At 64.6% G+C, this 21,999-nt stretch carries 25 protein-coding genes; 16 read left to right on the top strand and 9 right to left on the bottom strand.

The genetic code is table 11. The features are described 5' to 3' along the window. The first annotated feature begins 2 nt into the window (after positions 1–2). From O4H53_RS13180 to cysE, 14 genes are all read left to right on the top strand, one after another. Positions 3–1,166, top strand: coding sequence for a phage major capsid protein (locus O4H53_RS13180; RefSeq protein WP_269364340.1), 1,164 nt, complete (start codon positions 3–5; stop codon positions 1,164–1,166). 169 nt (positions 1,167–1,335) lie between these two features. After that, positions 1,336–1,929: a head-tail connector protein gene (locus O4H53_RS13175; protein WP_269364338.1), complete on the top strand. Its 594-nt coding sequence runs from the start codon at positions 1,336–1,338 to the stop codon at positions 1,927–1,929. Further along, complete coding sequence (locus O4H53_RS13170; RefSeq protein ID WP_269364337.1) at positions 1,926–2,264, top strand: head-tail adaptor protein; 339 nt, start codon at positions 1,926–1,928, stop codon at positions 2,262–2,264. Before O4H53_RS13175 ends, O4H53_RS13170 begins: the two co-directional genes overlap by 4 nt. Next, a complete protein-coding gene (locus tag O4H53_RS13165) occupies positions 2,261–2,671 on the top strand; it encodes a DUF3168 domain-containing protein (protein ID WP_269364335.1) in 411 nt (136 codons plus the stop codon). The genes O4H53_RS13170 and O4H53_RS13165 overlap by 4 nt, the downstream gene beginning before the upstream one ends. A 35-nt stretch (positions 2,672–2,706) precedes the next feature. Then, positions 2,707–3,132, top strand: coding sequence for a phage major tail protein, TP901-1 family (locus tag O4H53_RS13160; protein WP_114273276.1), 426 nt, complete (start codon positions 2,707–2,709; stop codon positions 3,130–3,132). A 2-nt stretch (positions 3,133–3,134) separates the two neighbouring features. Then, on the top strand, positions 3,135–3,449 hold the full coding sequence (locus O4H53_RS13155; protein WP_269364333.1) for a GTA-gp10 family protein: 315 nt from the start codon (positions 3,135–3,137) through the stop codon (positions 3,447–3,449). Then, positions 3,446–3,658, top strand: coding sequence for a rcc01693 family protein (locus O4H53_RS13150; protein WP_269364331.1), 213 nt, complete (start codon positions 3,446–3,448; stop codon positions 3,656–3,658). Before O4H53_RS13155 ends, O4H53_RS13150 begins: the two co-directional genes overlap by 4 nt. Then, positions 3,651–4,307: a phage tail tape measure protein gene (locus tag O4H53_RS13145; RefSeq protein WP_269364329.1), complete on the top strand. Its 657-nt coding sequence runs from the start codon at positions 3,651–3,653 to the stop codon at positions 4,305–4,307. Before O4H53_RS13150 ends, O4H53_RS13145 begins: the two co-directional genes overlap by 8 nt. A 14-nt stretch (positions 4,308–4,321) precedes the next feature. Further along, entirely contained in the window at positions 4,322–4,954 is a 633-nt protein-coding gene (locus O4H53_RS13140) for a DUF2460 domain-containing protein (RefSeq protein ID WP_269364327.1), read from the top strand. Next, entirely contained in the window at positions 4,954–5,841 is an 888-nt protein-coding gene (locus O4H53_RS13135; protein ID WP_269364325.1) for a DUF2163 domain-containing protein, read from the top strand. The genes O4H53_RS13140 and O4H53_RS13135 overlap by 1 nt, the downstream gene beginning before the upstream one ends. After that, complete coding sequence (locus O4H53_RS13130) at positions 5,838–6,272, top strand: NlpC/P60 family protein (RefSeq protein ID WP_269364323.1); 435 nt, start codon at positions 5,838–5,840, stop codon at positions 6,270–6,272. Before O4H53_RS13135 ends, O4H53_RS13130 begins: the two co-directional genes overlap by 4 nt. Next, a complete protein-coding gene (locus tag O4H53_RS13125) occupies positions 6,272–10,201 on the top strand; it encodes a baseplate multidomain protein megatron (protein WP_269364322.1) in 3,930 nt (1,309 codons plus the stop codon). Before O4H53_RS13130 ends, O4H53_RS13125 begins: the two co-directional genes overlap by 1 nt. Next, positions 10,201–10,524, top strand: coding sequence for a DUF7742 family protein (locus O4H53_RS13120; protein ID WP_269364320.1), 324 nt, complete (start codon positions 10,201–10,203; stop codon positions 10,522–10,524). The genes O4H53_RS13125 and O4H53_RS13120 overlap by 1 nt, the downstream gene beginning before the upstream one ends. A gap of 73 nt (positions 10,525–10,597) precedes the next feature. Then, complete coding sequence (gene cysE / locus O4H53_RS13115; RefSeq protein ID WP_269364318.1) at positions 10,598–11,410, top strand: serine O-acetyltransferase; 813 nt, start codon at positions 10,598–10,600, stop codon at positions 11,408–11,410. 163 nt (positions 11,411–11,573) lie between these two features. Here the strand turns inward: cysE and O4H53_RS13110 are convergent, their stop codons facing one another. The 5 genes from O4H53_RS13110 to O4H53_RS13090 form a co-directional block, all read right to left on the bottom strand. Continuing rightward, positions 11,574–12,887 (bottom strand): pyruvate dehydrogenase complex dihydrolipoamide acetyltransferase, encoded by a 1,314-nt coding sequence (locus O4H53_RS13110; protein ID WP_269364316.1) that lies wholly within the window; start codon positions 12,885–12,887, stop codon positions 11,574–11,576. A gap of 11 nt (positions 12,888–12,898) precedes the next feature. After that, on the bottom strand, positions 12,899–14,284 hold the full coding sequence (locus O4H53_RS13105; RefSeq protein WP_269364314.1) for a pyruvate dehydrogenase complex E1 component subunit beta: 1,386 nt from the start codon (positions 14,282–14,284) through the stop codon (positions 12,899–12,901). A gap of 4 nt (positions 14,285–14,288) precedes the next feature. Beyond that, positions 14,289–15,299 (bottom strand): pyruvate dehydrogenase (acetyl-transferring) E1 component subunit alpha, encoded by a 1,011-nt coding sequence (pdhA, locus tag O4H53_RS13100; RefSeq protein WP_269364312.1) that lies wholly within the window; start codon positions 15,297–15,299, stop codon positions 14,289–14,291. A gap of 139 nt (positions 15,300–15,438) precedes the next feature. After that, positions 15,439–15,738 carry an FtsB family cell division protein gene (locus O4H53_RS13095; protein ID WP_114273264.1) on the bottom strand — a complete coding sequence of 100 codons (300 nt, stop codon included), beginning with the start codon at positions 15,736–15,738 and terminating at the stop codon, positions 15,439–15,441. Positions 15,739–15,908: 170 nt separating this feature from the next. Beyond that, positions 15,909–17,096 (bottom strand): phosphoglycerate kinase, encoded by a 1,188-nt coding sequence (locus O4H53_RS13090; protein ID WP_269364309.1) that lies wholly within the window; start codon positions 17,094–17,096, stop codon positions 15,909–15,911. Between the two features lie 129 nt (positions 17,097–17,225). Here O4H53_RS13090 and O4H53_RS13085 point away from each other — a divergent pair, with 129 nt between their 5' ends. Together O4H53_RS13085 and O4H53_RS13080 are read left to right on the top strand one after the other, a co-directional pair. After that, positions 17,226–17,732 (top strand): peptidylprolyl isomerase, encoded by a 507-nt coding sequence (locus O4H53_RS13085; RefSeq protein WP_114273261.1) that lies wholly within the window; start codon positions 17,226–17,228, stop codon positions 17,730–17,732. Continuing rightward, the gene (locus O4H53_RS13080) at positions 17,725–18,279 is read left to right on the top strand and encodes a peptidylprolyl isomerase (RefSeq protein ID WP_269364307.1); all 555 of its coding nucleotides are present in this window, start codon (positions 17,725–17,727) and stop codon (positions 18,277–18,279) included. Before O4H53_RS13085 ends, O4H53_RS13080 begins: the two co-directional genes overlap by 8 nt. A gap of 394 nt (positions 18,280–18,673) precedes the next feature. Here the strand turns inward: O4H53_RS13080 and O4H53_RS13075 are convergent, their stop codons facing one another. The 4 genes from O4H53_RS13075 to O4H53_RS13060 form a co-directional block, all read right to left on the bottom strand. Beyond that, complete coding sequence (locus O4H53_RS13075) at positions 18,674–19,183, bottom strand: bactofilin family protein (protein WP_114273259.1); 510 nt, start codon at positions 19,181–19,183, stop codon at positions 18,674–18,676. Beyond that, positions 19,173–20,501, bottom strand: a complete 1,329-nt coding sequence (locus tag O4H53_RS13070) for a M23 family metallopeptidase (protein WP_269364303.1) — start codon at positions 20,499–20,501, stop codon at positions 19,173–19,175. The genes O4H53_RS13075 and O4H53_RS13070 overlap by 11 nt, the downstream gene beginning before the upstream one ends. Before the next feature lie 195 nt (positions 20,502–20,696). Then, on the bottom strand, positions 20,697–21,506 hold the full coding sequence (locus O4H53_RS13065) for a ferritin-like domain-containing protein (RefSeq protein ID WP_269364302.1): 810 nt from the start codon (positions 21,504–21,506) through the stop codon (positions 20,697–20,699). Continuing rightward, on the bottom strand, positions 21,503–21,964 hold the full coding sequence (locus O4H53_RS13060) for a peroxiredoxin (protein ID WP_269364301.1): 462 nt from the start codon (positions 21,962–21,964) through the stop codon (positions 21,503–21,505). Before O4H53_RS13060 ends, O4H53_RS13065 begins: the two co-directional genes overlap by 4 nt. Positions 21,965–21,999: the final 35 nt, after the last annotated feature.

The raw sequence follows: 21,999 nt of genomic DNA, 5'->3' as shown, positions 1-21,999 counted from the left end.
TGATGAGCAAGACCGAAACGGGGGGCACAGAGCTGTCTCCGGCGGAGGAGGTTCGCCAGGCGGTGACGGGTTTTGTCACCGACTTCAAGGGCTTCCGGGGCGAAATTGAGATGAAACTTCAACAAACAGAAGAGCGAGTGACAATGTTGGACCGCAAGATGACTGTACGGACCCCGCTGGCCGGTGGCGTGGAGGCGGCTGCGCCGCATCAGAAGGCTTTCAACGCCTATCTGCGCAATGGCGATGACGATGGGCTGCGCGGGCTGGAGCTGGAGGGCAAATCGCTGTCCACGGCTGTCAATTCGGATGGCGGCTATCTGGTCGATCCGCAGACCTCGGAGACCGTGCAATCGGTGCTGAACGCAACAGCGTCGATCCGCGCGATTGCCAGTGTCGTCCGGGTCGAGGCGACCTCTTTCGATGTGCTGGTGGATCATACCGATGTGGGCGCGGGCTGGGCCACCGAAGCGGGGCCGCAGGCGGAGACCGACACGCCGCAGATCGACCGGATCACCATCCCGCTGCATGAGCTGTCGGCCCTGCCCAAGGCATCGCAGCGGCTGCTGGATGACAGTGCCTTTGACATCGAGGGCTGGCTGGCCGGGCGCATTGCCAACAAGTTCGCGCGGGCCGAAGCGCAGGCCTTCATCAACGGGGACGGCGTGGACAAGCCCAGGGGGTTCCTGACCCATGCCACTGTCGACAATGATCTGTGGTCCTGGGGCAACCTTGGCTATGTCCCAAGCGGCGTGGATGGCAGCGTGACCGCCGATGCGATCATCGAGCTGGTCTATGCGCTGGGGGCGCAGTACCGCGCCAACGGGTCCTTCGTGATGAATTCCAAGACCACGGCGCTGGTGCGCAAGCTGAAGGACGCGGATGGCCGGTTCCTGTGGTCTGATGGTCTGGCGGCGGGCGAGCCTGCGCAGCTGATGGGCTATCCGGTGCTGGTGGCAGAGGACATGCCCGATCCGGGGTCGGATTCCATCTCCATCGCCTTTGGCGATTTTGCGGCCGGCTACACGGTGGCGGAGCGCCCCGATCTGCGCATCCTGCGCGATCCGTTCAGCGCCAAGCCGCATGTGCTGTTCTACGCCACCAAGCGTGTGGGCGGCGATGTGAGCGATTTTGCCGCGATCAAGCTGCTGAAATTCGGCACGGCCTAACAGCCCGTGGCGGATGCCGGGGCCGGGGAGACCTGACCTCGGCTCGGGTGCGCGCCTGAAGATATCTTCGCATCGCCTAGCTGCTCCCCTCTGACCGAGCGGTGCGGGTGGGTGCGCGCCCGGAATGATGACGACCACCGCCCGAGGGGGCGATTTTTGGAGATGATCCATGATGTTGATCGAAGTAACACCCGCCCCGGACAATGCCTTGCCCGTGGATGCGTTCAAGGCACATCTGCGGTTGGGCAGCGGCTTTGGTCTGGAGGATGTACAGGACGCGGTGCTCGTGTCGTTCCTGCGGGCTGCCGCGGCCGCGATCGAGGCGCGCACCGGCAAGGCGATATTGCGGCGCGCGTTCAGCCTGGAGCTGTCAGCATGGCGTGATGCCGGTGGTCAGGAGCTGCCGCTGGCCCCGGTGCAGGCGGTCAGCCAGGTCATATTGGTGGCGCAGGGCGGCGCGGAGACCGAAGTGCCGGCGACAGACTATTGGCTGGAGCGGGACATGCAGGCACCGCGGCTGCGGCCGGCGGGATCGGTGCTGCCGCGGGTGCCTGGGCAGGGCAGTGTGAAGATCGTCTTTGAGGCCGGGTTTGCAGCGGAGTGGGAGGGGGTGCCCTCTGATCTGCGGCAGGCGGTGCTGATGCTGGCGGCGCATTACTATGAATACCGCAATGACACCGGGCTGAGCGGGGGCTGCATGCCCTTTGGGGTCAGCAGCCTGATCGAGCGCTATCGCGCAGTGCGCATGGGGCTGGGGGCATGAATGTGCCGCGCCTGAACCACGCGATGGTGCTGGAGACGCCGGAGCAATTGCCGGACGGTGCCGGGGGCTTTGTCGAGGGCTGGTTGCCGCTGGGCACGCTTTGGGCGGAGATCACGGCGCGGACCGGGCGCGAGACTGGTGCCGCAGGGGCCTTTGTCAGCCGCGCGGGGTTCCGGATTGTTGTGCGGGGCGCGCCCTTTGGCAGCCCGGAACGGCCACGCCCGCAACAGCGGCTGCGCGACGGGCAGCGGGTTTTCAAGATCACGGCAGTGACAGAGCGCGACCCGGATGGGCGTTACCTGATCTGTCATGCGCAAGAGGAGCAGGTGGCATGAGTTTTGCAGGGTCAGCGCCGTTGCAGGCAGCGGTATTCGAGGCGCTTGGCAATGATGCGGCACTGGGGGCCATCGTGGGGACGGCGATCTATGACGCGGTGCCATCGGGCAACCTGCCTGCGATCTATGTGCGGCTGGGCAGTGAGACAGCGAGAGATGCCTCCGACGGGACCGGGGCGGGTGCGCTGCATCGGTTCACGGTGTCGGTGATCACGACGCAACCGGGGTTTGCCAGCGCCAAACAGGCGGGATCGGCGATCAGCGACGTGTTGCATGACGCGGATCTGACCCTGAGCCGGGGGCGGCTGGTGTCACTGCGGTTCGAGCGGGCGCGTGCCGCGCGCATCGACAGCGGTGCGGCGCGCCAGATCGACCTGCGCTTTGCCGCGCGGGTGCAGGACGACTGAGACGAGAATTTTCGGGATCAAGCAGGAGACGTGAAATGGCTGTTCAAGCTGGTAAGGACCTTTTGGTCAAGGTGGACATGACAAGCGACGGGCAATTCGAGACCATTGCCGGGCTGCGCGCCACGCGGGTGAGTTTCAATGCGGAGACCGTGGATGTCACCACGCTCGACAGTGCCGGGGGCTGGCGGGAATTGCTGGTGGGGGCGGGGGTGCGTTCGGCCGCCATCAGCGGATCGGGGGTGTTTCGCGATGCGGGCACCGATGAACGGGCGCGGCAGTTGTTCTTTGACGGGCTGACGCCGGATTTCCAGATCATCATTCCTGATTTTGGCGTTGTGCAGGGGCCGTTCCAGGTGACGGCGCTGGAATATGCCGGGTCGCTGAATGGCGAGGCGACATTCGAGGTCAGCCTGATGTCGGCTGGTGAACTGGCGTTCACGCCCGATGCCACGGAGGTCTGAGCATGGCCAACCGGTGGCGGGGGGATGTGGCGGTTGTCATTGACGGTCAGCGCCATGTGGCGCGGCTGACGCTGGGGGCGCTGGCCGAGCTGGAAGAGGCGCTTGAGGCGGGGTCGCTGGTGGCCCTTGTGGAACGCTTCGAGAGCAACAGCTTTGCCAGCCGCGATGTTGTGGCGCTGCTGGGGGCGGGGCTGCGCGGCGGGGGGGCGCGGATCAGCGATGCCGCCCTCGCGCAGGCGGAGATCGGAGGCGGGCCGATGGCGGCGGCGCGGGCGGCGGCGGAGCTGCTGGCGCGGGCCTTTGTGGTGCCGGAGTGAGCAGCGGGCAATCTCTGGACTGGGGTGCGCTGATGCGGGCGGGGCTGCATGGGCTGCGGCTGAGCCCGGATGTGTTCTGGGCGCTGACCCCGGTGGAACTGCAGATCATGCTGGGGCGCGCAGGCGCGCAGGCCCCGATGCTGAGCGATGGGTTGGCGGCGCTGATGGCGGCCTATCCGGATCAGAGGAAGGAAACCGGCGATGGCTGAGTTTGAAGACATGGACGCGCTTGAGGACAATGCGCAGGGGCTGAACAGCACGCTGGCCGAGACCGGTGGGCTGGTGGCGGCCTTTGACGGTGAGTTGGGGCGGATGCGGGTGTCGCTGGCCGCGACCGGCAAAGACGTGGCGACATTGGAGCGGGGCCTGAGCAAGGGGTTGCGCAAGGCTTTTGATGGCGTGGTGTTCGACGGGATGAAACTGTCGGATGCGCTGACCACGGTGGCCCAGTCGCTGATGCGCACGACCTACAACGCGGCGATGCGCCCGGTGACCGATCACTTCGGAGGGCTGATCTCTCAGGGGGTGGGCAACATCATGCAGGGCATCCTGCCCTTTGCCGATGGGGCCGCCTTCAGCCAGGGGCGGGTGATGCCCTTTGCCAGTGGCGGCGTGGTCAGTTCGGCCACGGCGTTTCCGATGCGCGGCGGCATGGGGGTGATGGGCGAGGCAGGGCCGGAGGCGATCATGCCGCTGGCGCGGGGCAGTGACGGCAAGCTGGGGGTGCGCGGGGCCGGGGGCGGCACCACGGTGGTGATGAACATCACCACGCCGGATGTGCAGGGCTTCCAGCGCAGCCAGTCGCAGATCGCGGCACAGATGAGCCGCGCGCTGGGTGCCGGCAATCGCAACAGATAGGAGGGAGCAGCATCATGGCATTTCACGAGGTACGATTTCCCGCCAGCCTGAGCTTTGGCGCGATGGGCGGACCGCAGCGGCGCACGGATGTGGTGACGCTGGCCAATGGCTTCGAAGAGCGCAACACCCCCTGGGCGCATTCGCGCAGGGTCTATGATGCGGGTCTCGGGATGCGGTCGATTGACGATCTGCAGCTGCTGATCGGGTTTTTCGAGGCGCGGATGGGGAAGCTGCATGGTTTCCGCTGGAAGGATTGGGCGGATTACAAATCCTGCCGGGCGTCGCGGGAGCCTGCCTTTGACGATCAGACCATCGGCTATGGTGACGGGGTGAAAGCCGACTTCCCGCTGGTCAAGACCTATCGCTCCGGCGCGCAGAGCTATCTCCGCCCGATCCGCAAGCCGGTTGCGGGCACGGTGCGCCTGGGGCTGGAGCAGGATGAAGTGCAGGAGGGGCTTGATTACGAGGTGGATCTGACCACGGGCATCGTCAGCTTTGCCCATCCGCCCGATCCGGAGATCGAAATCCGTGCGGGCTATGAATTTGACGTTCCCGTCCGGTTCGACACCGACCGCATCCTGACCTCGGTTGCCAGTTTTCAGGCCGGGCAGGTGCCGGATGTGCCTGTCATCGAGGTGCGGATCTGATGGCCGGGGTGAGCGCGGCGCTGCAGGCGCATCTGGAGAGCGGACATACGACGCTGTGTCATGCCTGGCGGATCACGCGGCGGGACGGGGTCGTCTTTGCCTTTACCGATCATGACGTGCCGCTGGTCATGGAGGGTGAGCTGTTCCGCGCCGATACCGGGTTGAGCGCCAGGGCCATTGCGCAGAGCACGGGGCTGGCGGTGGACAACACCGAGGCGCTGGGCGCGCTGAGTGACGTGACCCTGCGCGAGGACGAGATCGAGCAGGGGCGGTTTGACGGGGCGCAGGTGCAGGCCTGGCTGGTCAACTGGGCCGATACATCCCAGCGCAAGCTGCAGTTTCGCGGCACGATTGGGGAATTGCGCCGGGTTGGGGGGGCGTTTCGCGCCGAATTGCGCGGGTTGACCGAGGTGCTGAACCAGCCGCAGGGGCGGGTCTATCAGAAGCCCTGTACCGCGGTGTTGGGCGACAGCACCTGTCGTTTTGCGCTGGAGACGCCGGGCTATGCCGAGACGCGGAATGTGCAGGATGTGGAAGAGGGCCGCATCTTTGCCTGGGACAGCTTTCAGGGGTTCGAGGCGGGGTGGTTCACGCGGGGGCGGCTGGAGGTGCTGGACGGCACCGCGCAGGGGCTCTGGGGGTTGATCAAGCATGACCGGTTCGACGGTGTGCGGCGCGTGATCGAGCTGTGGGAGCCATTGCGGGGGGATCTGGCGGAGGGCACCTCCGTGAGGCTGGTGGCGGGCTGTGACAAGCGGATGGAGACCTGCCGGCTGAAATTCAACAACCTGCTGAATTTTCAGGGGTTTCCGGACCTGCCGGGCGAAGACTGGGTGGTGGCGGTGCCACGGTCAACGGGGGCGAACACGGGCGGGTCGCTGCGGTGAGCCGGATCGTGGAGGCCGCACGCGGCTGGATCGGGACGCCCTATGTGCATCAGCAGGCCAGCAAGGGGGCGGGCTGTGATTGTCTGGGCCTTCTGCGTGGGGTCTGGCGCGAGGTGCTGGGGGCGGAGCCCGAGGCGGTGCCGGCCTATTCGATGGATTGGTCCGAACCGCAGGGCGAGGAGCTGTTGTGGGCGGCCGCCCTGCGGCATCTGCGGGCCAGGCCGCTGGATCAGGCGCGGGCGGGTGATGTGCTGCTGTTCCGGATGCGGGCGGGATCGGTGGCCAAACATCTGGGGCTGCAGGCGCGGGCGGGCCGGGCACCGGCTTTCATCCATGCCTATGCGGGGCGCGGCGTGGTGGAAAGCCCGCTGAGCGCTCCCTGGGCGCGGCGGATCGTGGCGCGGTTTGAATTTCCTCAAGGAGACGGTTGATGGCAACGGTGATTTTTTCGGCTGCGGGTGCGGCATTGGGTGGCTCTGTCGGCGGCACGCTGGCGGGGCTGTCATCGGTTGCCATCGGACGTGCCGTGGGGGCGACGCTGGGCCGCTTTGTCGATCAGCGGTTGCTGGGGCAGGGCGGGCAGGCAGTCGAGACCGGCAAGGTGGACCGGTTTCGCCTGACCCGCGCGGGCGAAGGGGAACCGGTGGCGCAGGTCTATGGCCGGATGCGCATTGGCGGACATGTGATCTGGGTGTCGGATTTTCAGGAGGCGGTGAATGTCTCGGGCGGGGGCAAGGGGGCGCGGCCCACGCCGCAGACAACCGAGTACAGCTATTCGGTGAGCCTGGCCATCGCGCTTTGCGAGGGGGAGATCACCGGCATCGGGCGGGTCTGGGCCGATGGGGAGGAAGTGGCCCGGGACGATCTGAACATGCGGGTCTATACCGGGGGAGCGGATCAATTGCCCGACCCGGTGATGGAGGCGATCGAAGGCGCGGGGCAGGTGCCTGCCTATCGCGGGACCGCCTATGTGGTGATGGAGGACCTGCAGCTGGCGGCTTTTGGCAACCGCGTGCCGCAGTTTTCCTTTGAGGTGTTGCGCCCCGAACAGCGCGGCGCGCCGGGTTGGGCGCATATGCCGACCCATGGGGTGCGCGGTGTCGCTCTGATCCCCGGAACCGGGGAATACGGGCTGGCCACGACAGATGTAACTTACGTCGATGGCGCAGAGGCGCGGTGGAGCGCCAATGTGAACACGCCGCAGGGCAAGGCGGATTTTGCCGTGTCGCTGGAGGCGCTGGGCGAGGAATTGCCCGAATTGGAAGCCGCATCGCTGGTGGTGTCCTGGTTCGGCGATGACCTGCGCTGTGGGGAATGTACGGTCCGCCCCAAGGTGGAAGACCCCACCATCGAAGGGGAAAACATGGCCTGGCAGGTGGCGGGGCTGACCCGAAGCGCGGCGCAGGTCATCGCCCGGCAGGACGGCAGGCCGGTCTATGGCGGCACGCCGACGGACCGTTCGGTGATCGAGGCCATTCAGGCGATGACGGCGGCGGGCAAGGCGGTGATGTTCTATCCCTTTATCCTGATGGATCAGGGGGAAGGGAACGACCTGCCCGACCCCTACAGCGATGCCAGCAGCCAGCCGAAACTGCCCTGGCGCGGGCGCATCACCCTGTCGCAGGCGCCGGGACGGCCCGGCAGCCCGGATGGCACCGCCGGGGCCGAGGCAGAGGTGGATGCGTTCTTTGGCACGGTCACGGCGGCGGATTTTGCCGTGTCGGGCGAGATGGTGAGCTATTCCGGGCCGGATGAATGGTCCTTGTCGCGTTTCATTCTGCATTACGCGGCGCTTTGTGCCGCTGCGGGCGGGGTCGAGGCCTTTTGCATCAGTTCGGAAATGCGGGGGCTGACGCAGATCCGGGGCAGCGGCAACAGCTTTCCTGCGGTGGCACGGTTGCGGGCGCTGGCGGGGGAGGTGCGTGCCCTGCTGGGGCCGCAGGTCAAGATCAGCTATGCGGCGGATTGGTCCGAATATTTCGGCTATCAGCCGCAGGATGGCAGTGGCGACCTTTACTTTCACCTTGATCCGCTCTGGGCGGATGACAACGTCGATTTCATCGGGATCGACAATTACATGCCGCTGGCGGACTGGCGCGAAGGCGAGGATCATCTGGATGCGCAGGATCACGATGCGATCCATGACCTCGATTACCTGCGCGGGAACATCGAGGGCGGCGAAGGCTATGATTTCTATTATCATTCGCCCGAGGCCCGGGCGGCGCAGATCCGGACAGAGATCACCGATGGCGCCTATGATGAGCCCTGGGTCTACCGCTACAAGGACATCCGCAACTGGTGGCAGAATGCGCATCATGATCGGCTGGGGGGCCTGCGGCAGGAGAGCCCGACGGATTGGGTGCCTGCATCAAAGCCGATCTGGTTTACGGAATACGGCTGTGCGGCGGTGGACAAGGGGGCCAATGAGCCGAACAAGTTTCTGGATCAGAAAAGCTCGGAAAGTGCGCTGCCGCGCTATTCGACGGGGGCGCGCGATGATCTGATGCAGATGCAGTATCTGCGGGCGATCTCCTCCTACTGGGATGATCCGGCGCATAATCCGCTGTCTTCGGAATATGAGGGGCGGATGCTGGACATGACGCGGGCCTTTGTCTGGGCCTGGGACGTGCGGCCCTATCCGTTCTTTCCCAACAACCGCGATCTGTGGAGCGACGGGCAGAATTATGCGCGCGGTCACTGGATCAACGGGCGCAGCTCGGCCCGCACGCTGGCCTCTGTGGTGGGCGAGATCTGCAGGCGGGCGGGGCTGGATGCGTTCAGCACGCAGGGGCTGCATGGATATGTGCGCGGCTATGTCGTGGATCAGGTGGCGGATGCGCGGACGGCGCTGCAGCCGCTGATGCTGCGCCACGGTTTCGATGCGGTCGAGCGGGACGGGGTGCTGTCCTTCCGGTCGCGGGACGGGCTGAAGCCGCAGGTGCTGGACCCGGCGCTGCTGGCGGTCAGCGAGGAACTGGACGGGGTAAGCGAACAGCTGCGCGAGGCGGAGGCCGAAATCTCGGGCCGGGTGCGGCTGCGCTTCGTGCAGGCGGATGGCAATTTTGACACCATTGCGGAGGAGGCGGTTCTGCCCGATGAGGCGACCCATGCGGTTGCGACGTCAGAGCTGAACATGGCGCTGACCCGGGCCGAGGGCCGACAGGTGGCCGAACGCTGGCTGGTCGAGGCGCGGGTGGCACGCGGGCATCTGCGGCTGGCCTTACCGCCCTCAAGGCTCGCGCTGGGCGCGGGGGATGTGATTGAACTGCCCGGTGAGGGGCAGGAGGGCGCGGCGCTTTACCGGATCGACCGGGTGGAGCAATCGGACCTGCAGCTGGTGGATGCGGTGCGGATCGAGCCGGAGGTCTATGATGCCGCCGAGCTCACGGATGAGCTGGTGCCATTGCGGCCCTTTGCAGCGCCGGTGCCGGTGCAGCCCTATTTCATGGACCTGCCGCTGCTGCGCGGCGACGAGGTGCCGTATGCGCCGCATCTGGCGGCGACGGCACAGCCCTGGCCGGGGGCGGTTGCGGTCTATCAGTCGAGCACCGATGCCAATTACCGGCTGAACGGGATATTGCCTGCGCGCAGCACCATTGGCGTGACCCTGAACGATCTGGCGGCGGCATCGCCGGGGTTGATCGACCGGGGCGACGCCCTGGAGGTCAGGCTGACTGCCGGCACGCTGGAATCGGTGACCGAAGAGGCATTGTTGAGCGGGGCGAACCTGGCCGCGATCGGAGACGGATCGGCGGACAACTGGGAGTTGTTCCAGTTCCGGACAGCGACTTTGGTCGCACCGGGGGTCTACTGGCTGTCGGGGCGCCTGCGGGGGCAGGCGGGGAGTGACGCGCTGATGCCGCCGGTCTGGTCCGCCGGATCGCGCTTTGTCCTGCTGGATGGCAGGCCGCAGCAGATTGATTTCAGCCCGAACCTGCGCCAGGTGGCGCAGCATTTCCGCATCGGGCCCGCGCGGCGCGGCTATGACGATCCGTCCTATCGCCATCTGGTGACGGCCTTTGCCGGAAACGGGCAGCGCCCGCTGAGCCCCTGTCACCTGAGGGTCGTCAAACAGGCGGATGGCAGCTTTGATGTGAGCTGGATCAGGCGGACGCGGTTGAACGGCGATTCCTGGGAGGTGCCGGAGGTGCCATTGGGCGAGGAGAGCGAGCGCTATCTGCTGCGCATCACGGCGGGTGGCAGCATCCTGCGCGAACAACAGGTGGATGCGCCGGGCTGGACCTATAGCGCGGCGGATCAGGATACCGATGGTCTGACCTTGCTCTTCGAGGTCTCGGTGGCGCAGATCTCGGCGGTCTATGGGCCGGGGCTGGCGGAGACGCGGGTGGTGGGTGGCTGATGCGCGCGGTGCTGCTGAGCGACGTCCGGACGGCGGCGCGGGCCCTGCGGGCGGTGCCCGCGCCACAGCGCGCGGCGCTTTGTGCGCGGCTGTTCCTGGAGGCGGATTGGGCCGACCGCCACACCCGGCGATTGGGGCGGGTGCATCCGTTATGGGGCAATGGCACCTTGCTGGCCGCCGCCGGGGCGCGGCGGCTTGCCCCGCCGGGCCGCTTTGACGATGCGGAGGATTGCGCGTGTTTTCAGATGGTTGTCACGGCGGTCCTGGAAAAATGCGCGGCTGCCTCTTGCAAGCAGGGCTTACATGCACACATGGGAAATTAGTTGCATCACGGGTTTGCCATTGGTTTTCTGATGCGGCATGAGGTAGTCTGAGCGCAGCAAAGGACGTGATGTTATGGCCGAACCCCGCAGAAATATCTCCAGCGTTGACCCGGTCTGGCAGCAGATCCAGCATGAGGCGCAGCAGGCGGTGAAGGATGAGCCGCTGATCGGCGGCTTTGTGCATGCCTGTATCCTGCACCATAAATCCATCGAAAAGGCGCTTTCCTACCGGATTGCGGCAAAGCTGGCGTCGAATGAGATGTCGATGGTCGTGGTGCGCGAGATCGTGGATGAGGCGATTGCCGAGGACCCCGGTCTGGTTGAAGCGGCGCGCGCCGATCTGGTGGCGATTTACGAGCGCGACCCGGCCTGTCACCGGCTGGTGCAGCCGATCCTCTATTTCAAGGGCTATCAGGCGGTTCAGGCGTACCGCGTGGGGCATCACCTGTGGAAGAAGGGCAAGCGCGATCTGGCCTATTTCGTGCAGATGCGGGTGAGCGAGATTTTCGGGGTGGATATTCACCCCGCGGCGCGGATCGGCAAGGGGATCATGATCGACCATGCCCATTCGATTGTCATCGGTGAGACGGCAGTGGTGGGCGACAATGTGTCGATGCTGCATTCGGTGACGCTGGGCGGGACCGGCAAGGAAGAAGAGGATCGTCACCCCAAGATTGGCGATGGCGTGCTGATCGGGGCCGGGGCCAAGGTGCTGGGCAACATCAAGGTCGGCCATTGCAGCCGGATCGCGGCGGGCTCCGTGGTGCTGGAGGAAGTGCCGCCCTGCAAGACCGTCGCGGGCATTCCGGCGAAGATCGTGGGCGAGGCGGGCTGTGATCAGCCGTCGGTGCTGATGGATCACATGTTCGGGACCAAGAGCGTCTGACTGCCAGCTGACATTGTGAAGAATTCAAAAAGTGAAGAATTGAAAAAGCCGGGGCGCGCGTGCGCCCCGGCTTTTGCATGATCACGGCCGCGTCCCTGACGCGGCGGGTGAGGGGCTGTCTGCCCCTCACACTCCCCGAGGATATATGCCTGCCAAAAAGGGATCAGGCGAGCATGGTCATCGGCGATTCGAGGTTGGCCTTGATCGCGTTCAGAAGCTGCGCGCCCAGGGCACCGTCGATGACGCGGTGATCGACCGAGAGGGTGACCGACATGACCGTGGCCACGCTGACCTGGCCTTCGGCATCCACCACCGGCTTTTTCACCCCTGCACCCACGGCCAGGATCGCGCCATGGGGCGGGTTGATGACCGCGTCGAAGTTGTCGATGCCGAACATGCCGAGGTTGGAGATGGCAAAGCTGCCGCCCTGGTATTCATGCGGCGCCAGCTTGCGGTCGCGGGCGCGGGTGGCGAGATCCTTCATCTCCGCCGAGAGGGCAGAGAGGGATTTCATCTCGGCGTCTTTCAGGACCGGGGTGAACAGCCCGCCTTCGATGGCCACGGCGACGGCGACGTCGGAGGGTTTGAGCTTGAACACCTTGTCGCCTGCCCAGACGGCGTTGGCCTCCGGGACCTCCTGCAGCGCCAGGGCGCAGGCCTTGATGATGAAGTCATTGACGCTGAGCTTCACGCCCCGTGCTTCGAGCTGTTTGTTCAGCTGGGCACGGAAGGCCATCAGCGCGTCAAGCTGGATGTCGCGGCGCAGGTAGAAATGCGGCACGGTCTGCTTGGCTTCGGTCAGGCGCGCGGCGATGGTGCGGCGCATGCCGTCGAGTTTGACTTCCTCGTAGTCGCGGCCTTCGTACATTTTGGCGATGGCATCTGCGGAGGGGCCGGCCGGGGCCGCGGCCCTGGGTGCAGCGGCAGCGGCCTCGGCAGGTTGGGAGGCGGCGGCTTTGGGCGTGTCGGAGGCGGAGAGCCCTTCGACATCGGCCTTGACGATGCGGCCATGCGGGCCGGAGCCGGTGACGCCGGAAAGGTCCAGCCCCTTGTCCGCCGCGATGCGACGGGCCAGCGGCGAGGCAAAGATGCGGTTGCCGTCACCGCCTTTGGGGGCAGGTGGGGCGGCAGCGGTTTCGGGCCTGGCGGCTTCGGGTGCCGCCTTTGGCGCGTCCTCTTTCGGGGCTTCGGCCTTTGCCGGTGCGGGGGTGTCACCGATGTCATCGGCGCTTTCGCCCTCTTCCAGCAGCACGGCGATGGGGGTGTTGACCTTGACCCCTTCGGTGCCGTCGGTCACGAGGATCTTGCCGATCACCCCTTCGTCCACGGCTTCGAATTCCATCGTGGCCTTGTCGGTCTCGATCTCGCACATCACATCGCCGGAGGCGACGGTATCGCCCTCCTTGACCAGCCATTTGGCAAGCGTGCCTTCTTCCATGGTGGGCGAGAGGGCGGGCATGAGGATTTCTGTTGGCATCTGTCCGCTCCTTACTTGTAGGTGACTTTTTTGACGGCTTCGATGACCTCGTCGGTGGTCACCAGCGCGTGTTTCTCAAGATTGGCTGCATAGGGCATCGGGACATCCTTGCCGGTGCAGTTGATCACCGGGGCATCGAGATAATCGAAAGCCTGCTGCATGATGACACTTGAGATGTAATTGCCGACCGAGCCTTGCGGCCAGCCTTCTTCCACTGTGACGCAGCGGTTTGTCTTCATCACCGATTTGATGATGCTGTCGGTGTCCATCGGGCGCAGGGTGCGCAGGTCGATGACCTCGGCCATGATGCCTTCTTCTGCAAGTTTGTCAGCGGCTTGCAGGGCATAGCTCATGCCGATGCCGAAGCTGACGATGGTCACGTCGTCGCCCTCGCGCCAGATCCGGGCCTTGCCGAAGGGAACCGTGTAATCCTCGATCTCGGGCACGTCGAAACTGCGGCCATAGAGGATCTCGTTCTCCAGGAAGATCACCGGGTTGGGATCGCGGATCGCGGTTTTCATCAGGCCTTTGTAGTCCGAAGCGGAATAGGGCATCGCCACTTTCAGGCCGGGGATCTGCATGTACCAGGCGGCGTAATCCTGGCTGTGCTGCGCGCCGACGCGGGCCGCGGCACCGTTGGGGCCACGGAACACCATGGGCGAGCCCATCTGGCCACCGGACATATAGAGCGTCTTGGCGGCGGAGTTGATGATCTGGTCGATCGCCTGCATGGCGAAGTTCCAGGTCATGAATTCGACGATCGGGCGCAGACCGCCCCAGGAGGCGCCGACACCGATGCCGGCAAAACCATGTTCGGTGATCGGCGTGTCGATCACGCGCTTGGAGCCGAATTCATCCAGCAGACCCTGGGAGATCTTGTAGGCGCCCTGATATTCGGCAACCTCCTCGCCCATCAGGAAGACGTTTTCGTCGCGGCGCATTTCCTCGGCCATGCCGTCGCGCAGGGCTTCGCGGACCGTCTGTTTCTTCAGCGTGGTGCCTTCGGGCCAGTCGGGGGTTGTATCGACCCTGGGTTCGGGGTGCGACCTGGCCTCTGCCGGGGCCGCTGCGGATTTTTGCGGCGCGTCATCGGCGGCGGGGGCCGCTGCCGGTGCTTCGGGTTTGGCGGAGGTGTCGATGTCATCCGCGCTTTCGCCCTCTTCCAGAAGAATGGCGATGGGGGTGTTCACCTTGACCCCTTCGGTGCCTTCGGCGATCAGGATCTTGCCGATGGTGCCTTCGTCCACCGCTTCGAATTCCATCGTGGCCTTGTCGGTCTCGATTTCGGCCATGATGTCGCCGGAGGCGACGGTGTCACCCTCCTTGACCAGCCATTTGGCCAGGGTGCCTTCTTCCATGGTGGGCGAGAGGGCGGGCATGAGAATTTCGGTTGCCATAGTCTTATGCCTCCTGCGGGACTTCGGTTGCGTAGATATCGGTCCACAGCTCATCAAGTGCGGGTTCGGGGCTTTCCTTGGCGAATTCGGCGCTGTCGTTCACGACTTTCTTGATGTCCTTGTCGATGGCTTTCAGGTCCTCTTCACTGGCATGTTTGCCGGTCAGCAACAGGTTGCGCACGGCCTCGATCGGGTCGCGTTCGTCGCGCATCTTCTGCACCTCTTCGCGGGTGCGGTATTTCGCGGGGTCCGACATGGAGTGGCCGCGATAGCGGTAGGTCTTGATTTCAAGGATATAGGGGCCCTTGGCGGCGCGGCAGTGCGCGACCGCCTTGTCGCCCGCTTCCTTCACCGCCAGCACATCCATGCCGTCGACGGCCTCGCCGGGGATGCCGAAGGCCTTGCCGCGTTCCCAGATCTCAGCGGAGGAGGTGGAGCGTTGCTGCGATGTGCCCATGGCGTATTGGTTGTTTTCGATCACGAAGATCACCGGCAGTTTCCACAGGGCCGCCATGTTGAAGGCCTCATAGACCTGGCCCTGGTTGGCGGCACCGTCCCCGAAGTAGGTAAAGGTGACGTGATCGTTGCCCTTGTATTTGTCGGCGAATGCGATGCCCGCACCCAGCGGCACGTTGGCGCCCACGATGCCATGGCCGCCGTAAAAGCGTTTCTCTTTCGAGAACATGTGCATGGAACCGCCCTTGCCGCGTGAATAGCCGCCTTCGCGGCCGGTGAGTTCGGCCATCACCCCGTTGGGGTCCATGCCGCAGGCCAGCATATGGCCGTGGTCGCGGTAGGTGGTGATGCGGCTGTCGCCTTCCTTGGTGGTGGCCTCAAGGCCGACAACCACGGCTTCCTGTCCGATATAGAGGTGGCAGAAACCACCGATCAGGCCCATGCCGTAAAGCTGGCCTGCTTTTTCCTCGAACCGCCGGATCAGCAGCATGTCCTTGTAATAGGCTTTCAGCTCGTCTGCCGAAACATTGGGTTTCCTGGTGGTTTTTCTGGCGGCCATGGGCATCTCCTCAGTGCGCGCGGGTGGCGGGCTGCGCAATTAGTTTAGCGTTAAACTATTCTGTAGCGGATTCGGTGACAGAAGTGTAGAGCGGTTTTCTGCACGCGTGCAACCGGGCGAAAATCCGTGCGTTTGAGGCTTATCTGATTACAATTTCATCAGGGCGCACCATGCCGAGCACCCGGCGCACCTGTTCGTCGACCAGATCCAGGTCCAGGTAATCGTCCGACATGCGCTTGGTCAGGTTCTCCATACGCGCCACATCCATGCGTACTGTGGACAGCTGGCTGCGCAACTCCTGGCTTTCGGCAAGGATTTCGGCGCGGCGGAACAGGCCGTAATCGCCCTGGACGGCGGCAAAGGTGAAATAGAGGCTGAGCGCGAATGCAATCGCAAAGAACAGCAATGTGCCGAAAGCCGGGCGTGCGGTGCGTGTCATCTGGTCTGCCTCAATTCGTCTCTTGGTGGACGTGACGGGAGTATGACACAGGTGATTCGCCAATGGAATCCCCTCTGTGTGCGCAGATCAGTTTTTTGACATGAATATACCGGTCATTGCACGGGCAACACCGGGGGCAGGGCGGCGGGATTGGCCGCCGAATGCCTGTTTCAGCTGTTCAGCGCCGCGACGCCGGGCAGTTCCTTGCCTTCCATCCATTCCAGGAATGCGCCCCCGGCGGTGGAGATATAGGTGAAATCATCGGCCACACCGGCCTGGTTGAGGGCGGCAACGGTGTCACCGCCGCCCGCGACGGAGATCAGCGTGCCGGCACGGGTCTGGCGCGCGGCGGCCTGTGCGGCGGCAACGGTGGCGGTGTCGAAGGGGGCGATTTCAAAGGCGCCCATCGGGCCGTTCCAGATCAGGGTCTTCAGCCCGGCAAAGGCCGCTTGCAGCACGGCGATGCTTTCCGGGCCCGCATCCAGCACCATCTGGTCCGCTGCCAGTTTTGCATCCGGGCCCAGGGCCATGACCTCATGCGCGGCCCCTTCGGCGAATGCGCGCGCCACCAGCCCGTCGACCGGCAGGATCACCCGGCATCCGGCCTTGTCCGCCTGCGCCAGGATGTCCCTGGCGGTGCCGTAGAAATCCGGTTCTTTCAGCGATGCGCCCATGTCGGCACCAAGGGCTGCAAGAAATGTATTGGCCATGCCGCCGCCGATCACCAGCACATCGAGCCGGTTCACGAGGTTCTCCAGCAATTCGATCTTGGTCGAGACCTTGGCCCCGCCCACCACCGCGCCCACCGGGCGTTCCGGGGTGGCAAGGGCGGCTTCCAGCGCGCTCAGCTCGGCCTGCATCAGACGGCCTGCGCAGGCGGGCAGCAGCCGCGCCAGCGCCTCGGTCGAGGCATGGGCGCGGTGCGCGGCGGAAAAGGCATCGTTGCAATAGATGTCCCCCAGCGCGGCGAGGCGGCGGGCGAAGCCTTCGTCATTGGACTCTTCCCCGGGGTAGAAGCGGATGTTTTCCAGCAGCAGCACATCGGCGTCCGCGTTCAGCCCTTGCTCGGCGGTCTCAAGGCTGTCGATCAGGGCGACGGAACGTCCCAGCGCGCCCTCAAGCGCGGGCAGCAGCGGTTTCAGCGACATCTCCGGCACCACCTTGCCCTTGGGGCGGCCGAAATGCGCCAGCAGCAGGGGCTTGCCGCCCGCGGCAAGGATATCCGCGACGGTGGGCACGATCCGTTCGATGCGGGTGGCATCGGTGACGCGGCCATCCTCCACCGGCACATTGATGTCGACGCGCACCAGCACTGTCCTGCCGCCGAGTTCCATGTCGTCCAATGTCTTCCAGCCCATGCCGTGCCTCCGGTTTCAAATATGCTGGCTGTCTTTTGCCATATCAGGCGCGGGGGTCAATGCATCTGCTTGGCAATCGGCACAATCGACCTTAGGTATCGCTCAACCAATTTTGCGAAGGAGACCCGCATGGCTGAGATCAAAGACCCCGAAAATACGATCCTGATGGAGCTGAAAGGTGGCACCGTGACCATCGAACTGCTGCCGGATGTCGCCCCCAAGCACGTCGCGCGGATGAAGGAACTGGCCCGGGCGGGCAAATATGACAACGTCTGTTTCCATCGGGTGATCGACGGGTTCATGGCCCAGACCGGCGATGTGGAACATGGCAACATGGAAGACGGTTTCAACCTGCGGATGGCAGGCACCGGCGGGTCCGATCTGGGCAATGTGCCTGCCGAATTCTCCAAGGTGCCGCATGCGCGCGGCTCGCTGGGCGCGGCGCGTTCGGCCAATCCCGACAGTGCCAACAGCCAGTTCTTCATCAACTTCAAGGACAATGATTTCCTGAACGGCCAGTATACCGTTTACGGTCAGGTGGTGTCGGGGATGGAGCATGTGGATGCCATCGCCAAGGGCGAGCCGCCCGCCCAGCCGGACCGCATGATCAGCGTCAAGGTTGCCGCGGATGCGTAAACTGATCCTCTGCGGCCTGTGCGCCACCCTTGCCGCCGGCCCCGCGCTGGCCACCGGGCTTGAAATCGTGGTCGAGGGCGAGGCCAATGGCACCGTGACCATCGACCTGCTGGAGGACCTCGCACCCCAGCATGTGGAGCGCATCACCACGCTGGCAGAGCAGGGGGCCTATGACGGCGTCGTGTTCCACCGGGTGATTGACGGTTTCATGGCGCAGACCGGCGATGTGGAATTCGGCAAGGAAGGCGGCGACATGTCCCGCGCGGGCATGGGCGGCTCCGACATGCCGGACGTGCCGGCCGAGTTCTCCGACACGCCTTTTGACAAGGGTGTCGTGGGCATGGCCCGGGCGCAGAACCCGGATTCGGCCAACAGCCAGTTCTTCATCATGTTCGATGAGGGGCATTTCCTGAACGGCCAATACACCGTGGTCGGCCGGGTGACCGGCGGCCAGGACGTGGTGGACGCGATCAAACGCGGCACCGGCGGCAATGGCGCTGTCGAGGGTACGCCGGACGTGATGCGCAAGGTCACCGTGACCGAGTGATCTGTGCTGCAGGCAAAGCAAGGGGCGGGCCGTTTGGTCCGCCCTTTTGCGTTTGGGGAGGTGGATGCGGTGAAGGGTGGTTCTGAGATCAACGTGTCGTGGGGCGCAAGCCGGGTATCGCCCGACCTGGAGGGCGTTCCGAACTTAAGTGTGGTAGGGAACATCTCAGCCCGCAGGCCGGTCATGGTTTGGCAGAGGCTGCAAAATCGCCCTCCGGGGGGAGGTCGGGCGATGCCCGGCTTGCGCCGGGCGGGGTGGGCGCGGGTCGGGCGCGGGGCGTCCGGGCGTTGTGGTTAATCGGGGCTTCGGCCCGTACAGCCAATCCCACATCACCCCCCAAAAGCAAAAAGGCGCCGCAATCTGCGACGCCCTTTGAAACCGGGATGCCGATGCCTCAGGAGGCGGGGTTCGGCTTCTGGGTCGGTGCGTTCTTGGCACCGGGGTTCAGCGGGTCGTCCTGACGCTGGACGGAGCCTTCGAAATGCGCGCCGGATTCAATCGCGATGGTCTTGTGGATGATGTCGCCTTCGACCCGTGCGGTCGAGGTCAGGCGGACCTTGAGGCCGCGCACGCGGCCCACGATACGGCCGTTGATCACCACATCATCGGCAACCACTTCACCCTTGATGGTCGCGGTTTCGCCGATGGTCAGCAGATGCGCGCGGATGTCGCCCTCCACGGTGCCTTCGACGTTGATATCGCCCGTGGTCTTCATGTTGCCGGTCACATGCAGATCGGAGGACAGGACCGAGGCCGGGGGTTTCGCCTTGGGCGCCGATGCCTTGAACTCGTTGGGCTTGGGCTGGGCAGGCGTGGACTGCGCCGGGGCCTGCGGTGTCGCCTGGCGCTGGCTTTCGGCATCCTTGTTCGGGGCGGGATCGTTGATTTTGCTCTTAGAAAACATCGTTTGCAGCCTTGATATAGATCATGGGGTTAACAGCTTTGCCGCCGACTCGGACTTCATAGTGCAGATGAACGCCGGTGACACGTCCGGATGCTCCCATATCACCAATGTGCTGCCCGCGCGAGACCCTTTGTCCGACCTTCACGCGAATGCGCGACTGATGGGCATAGCGGGTCTCGATCCCGAACTCATGCTGGATCTTGACCAGACGGCCATAGCCGGACTGCCAGCCCGCATGGGTGACCACGCCATCCGCAGTGGCATAAAGCGGCGTGCCGATCCCGGCGGCGAAATCGACGCCGGAATGCATCCGCCGGCCGCCGGTCTTGGGATCGCGGCGATAGCCGAACTGGCTGGTGAAGCGAAAGGCGGATTTGACCGGTTTGGCAAAGGGCGCTTTCTGCGCCGCGATCCGGTAGAGGTTCAGCCGGTCCATCTGGTTCAGCAGACGGTTGGCGCGCAGCGTGTCGGGGGAGGGCTCCTCGCCCCGGGTGGTAAAGGAGAGCGGCGTCATCGGGCCACCCTGGCCGGAATAGCCGCGCTTGACGGTGGCCAGGATGCTGTCGGTGGACATGCCCGCATTGCGGAACATCTTGTCCAGCGGGGCGACGGAAACGGTCATCGCCTCTTCGAGCTGGCGGAAAATCGCGTCGTTCTGGTCTTTCATCAGGGCGATCTGCTGGGCCATTTCGTCGGCCTGCAACAGCGCGTCCTGTGCATCGACGATCACCTGATCGCGTTCCTTGGCAGTCTCGGCCAGTGCTTCGGCCAGAAATTCGATGGGGGCGCTGGAGGCGGCGGCCTGCACGACGCCGGTGCCGCCTTCGGCCAGCGACCCCTCAAGCGCGGCAAGCTGGGCGCGGGCGTCCTGACGTTCTTTCATGGTGTCGCGCAGGGTGGACTGGATCACGTCGATTCCGGTTTCCAGCTCGCGGCGGCGGGTTTCGGATTCCAGCAGCTCGGACTGCATCGTGGAAATCTGCTTGAGTGCTGCGTTGAACCGGTTCTGGGCGGCCAGCGCCTCTTCGGCGCGGCCATCGCGCTGTGCGGAAAGATCGTTCAGACGGGCCTGGTAGGTGCGCTGATCGCGCTTGGCCTGTTCGCGGAAGTTGCCCGACCCGATGCTGTCCATCAGCAGGATGGCGGTGGCGACGATGGCCCAGGCAACGACGGCGGCGCAGCCGGCAAAGGCGATGATCTGGGTGCCGGGACGCAGGCGGATAAAGCGCGTGTCACTGTCGGATTTGAGAAACACGCGACGTTCGGGAAAGTACTTCTCCAGCGTCGCATGGACCTTGATGGCAAGCGTAGAGCGCAATGTATATTCCTTTTTCCGTCCCAAAACGGGCGCGGTAATCCCCATACGCGCCCGAATTCAGATTTTCTTAGCTACACTGTGACCTTGGGGCAACCCTGTTGACCTGTCCGGCGGCGGCATTTCACCGGAATGCGGTATATTGGCAAAAATCCGCCGATACCAAGAGCTTGACGATTTGTGTTGAAGTTGAGCGTCTCAGCCCGAGGCGGTCAGCGGCCAGTAGAAGTCCGGGGGAATGCCCGCTTCGGCGCGTTTTTCCTCGTTGAACGGGGGTTTCAGATCGCCGTGGAAGTAGGTCCGCACAAGGCTGTGAAACCGTTCCTTGGGGTCTTCGTCGAAGCGCCCGCAGAGAAAGTGAAACCACTTGGACCCATAGGCGACATGGGCCACTTCCTCGGCATAGATCGTCTCAAGCGCGGCCACGGCGCTGTCAGCTTTGGCCTGTTTGAAGATCTTGATCATGCCGGGGGTCACGTCCAGGCCGCGGGCCTCAAGCACCATGGGCACAACCGCCAGCCGGCCCATCAGGTCATCCACCGTATCCTCTGCCGCGCGCCACATGCCCGCATGGGCGGGCAGCGCGCCGTAATGGCTGCCCATTTCTTCAAGGCAATCGCACATCAGGTTGAAATGTTTGGATTCCTCATCCGCCGCCTTGACCCAGTCGTCGTAGAACCCCATCGGCAGGCGGGTGTCGGTGAACCGCGCGATGATGTCCCAGTGCAGGTCCACCGCGTTCAATTCGATATGGGCGACGGCATGCAGCAGGGCGATGCGCCCCTCGGGCGTGCCGGGGCGGCGGCGCGGCACGTCGCGCGGGCTGAGCAATTCGGGCGCGGCGGGCCGGGCAGGGTGCAGCGGCGGGTCGGCATGGCCGATTTCAGGCGTCTCGCCCGCCGCGCGGGCGGCCTGCCACGCCGCCGCATGGCGGCGCGACAGGGCGGTCTTTTCGCGGCCATCGGCACAGCGCAGCACTGCTTCGGCCATCTGGGCAAGGGCGATCACAGGGCGCGCGCCGCCTCCAGCACCGCCTCCACATGGCCGGGCACTTTGACCTTGCGCCAGACCTGCGCGATCCTGCCGTCGGCGCCGATCAGATAGGTCGCGCGTTCGATGCCCATGGATTTCTTGCCGTACATGTTTTTCTCGACCCAGACGCCATAGGCCTCGGTCACGTCGCCCTGTTCATCCGACAGCAGCGGCACGGTCAGCGCATGTTTGGCCACGAATTTGTCGTGCTTGGCCATGGTATCGCGGGAAATGCCGAAGACCTTTGCGCCTGCCGCCTCGAAGTCCGACAGGTTTGCCGAGAAGCCGATGCTTTCCGTGGTGCAGCCCGGTGTGTCGTCGCGCGGGTAGAAGAACAGCACAACAGGTTTGCCGCGCAGGTCAGAGAGGGTCACCTCGCCGCCGCCGGTCACAGGAAGGGTAAAGTCTGGTGCTTGCTCGGAAATCTCGGGCATGGATCACGTCTCTTTCACTTGGATGCAGGATGTCG

This window comes from Sulfitobacter sp. G21635-S1, assembly GCF_027213915.1.
In the GTDB taxonomy this organism is placed as follows: domain Bacteria; phylum Pseudomonadota; class Alphaproteobacteria; order Rhodobacterales; family Rhodobacteraceae; genus Sulfitobacter.
Note: the sequence above shows the minus strand (reverse complement) of the source record. Positions and strands in the feature narration are given on the sequence as shown.

Bases quoted from the DNA above. Each gene is read 5' to 3' on its own strand.
- O4H53_RS13180 (WP_269364340.1), top strand. From the start codon at position 3: ATGAGCAAGACCGAAACGGGGGGCACAGAGCTGTCTCCGGCGGAGGAG.
- O4H53_RS13175 (WP_269364338.1), top strand. From the start codon at position 1,336: ATGATGTTGATCGAAGTAACACCCGCCCCGGACAATGCCTTGCCCGTG.
- O4H53_RS13170 (WP_269364337.1), top strand. From the start codon at position 1,926: ATGAATGTGCCGCGCCTGAACCACGCGATGGTGCTGGAGACGCCGGAG.
- O4H53_RS13165 (WP_269364335.1), top strand. From the start codon at position 2,261: ATGAGTTTTGCAGGGTCAGCGCCGTTGCAGGCAGCGGTATTCGAGGCG.
- O4H53_RS13160 (WP_114273276.1), top strand. From the start codon at position 2,707: ATGGCTGTTCAAGCTGGTAAGGACCTTTTGGTCAAGGTGGACATGACA.
- O4H53_RS13155 (WP_269364333.1), top strand. From the start codon at position 3,135: ATGGCCAACCGGTGGCGGGGGGATGTGGCGGTTGTCATTGACGGTCAG.
- O4H53_RS13145 (WP_269364329.1), top strand. From the start codon at position 3,651: ATGGCTGAGTTTGAAGACATGGACGCGCTTGAGGACAATGCGCAGGGG.
- O4H53_RS13140 (WP_269364327.1), top strand. From the start codon at position 4,322: ATGGCATTTCACGAGGTACGATTTCCCGCCAGCCTGAGCTTTGGCGCG.
- O4H53_RS13135 (WP_269364325.1), top strand. From the start codon at position 4,954: ATGGCCGGGGTGAGCGCGGCGCTGCAGGCGCATCTGGAGAGCGGACAT.
- O4H53_RS13125 (WP_269364322.1), top strand. From the start codon at position 6,272: ATGGCAACGGTGATTTTTTCGGCTGCGGGTGCGGCATTGGGTGGCTCT.
- O4H53_RS13120 (WP_269364320.1), top strand. From the start codon at position 10,201: ATGCGCGCGGTGCTGCTGAGCGACGTCCGGACGGCGGCGCGGGCCCTG.
- cysE (WP_269364318.1), top strand. From the start codon at position 10,598: ATGGCCGAACCCCGCAGAAATATCTCCAGCGTTGACCCGGTCTGGCAG.
- O4H53_RS13110 (WP_269364316.1), bottom strand. From the start codon at position 12,887: ATGCCAACAGAAATCCTCATGCCCGCCCTCTCGCCCACCATGGAAGAA.
- O4H53_RS13105 (WP_269364314.1), bottom strand. From the start codon at position 14,284: ATGGCAACCGAAATTCTCATGCCCGCCCTCTCGCCCACCATGGAAGAA.
- pdhA (WP_269364312.1), bottom strand. From the start codon at position 15,299: ATGGCCGCCAGAAAAACCACCAGGAAACCCAATGTTTCGGCAGACGAG.
- O4H53_RS13095 (WP_114273264.1), bottom strand. From the start codon at position 15,738: ATGACACGCACCGCACGCCCGGCTTTCGGCACATTGCTGTTCTTTGCG.
- O4H53_RS13090 (WP_269364309.1), bottom strand. From the start codon at position 17,096: ATGGGCTGGAAGACATTGGACGACATGGAACTCGGCGGCAGGACAGTG.
- O4H53_RS13085 (WP_114273261.1), top strand. From the start codon at position 17,226: ATGGCTGAGATCAAAGACCCCGAAAATACGATCCTGATGGAGCTGAAA.
- O4H53_RS13080 (WP_269364307.1), top strand. From the start codon at position 17,725: ATGCGTAAACTGATCCTCTGCGGCCTGTGCGCCACCCTTGCCGCCGGC.
- O4H53_RS13075 (WP_114273259.1), bottom strand. From the start codon at position 19,183: ATGTTTTCTAAGAGCAAAATCAACGATCCCGCCCCGAACAAGGATGCC.
- O4H53_RS13060 (WP_269364301.1), bottom strand. From the start codon at position 21,964: ATGCCCGAGATTTCCGAGCAAGCACCAGACTTTACCCTTCCTGTGACC.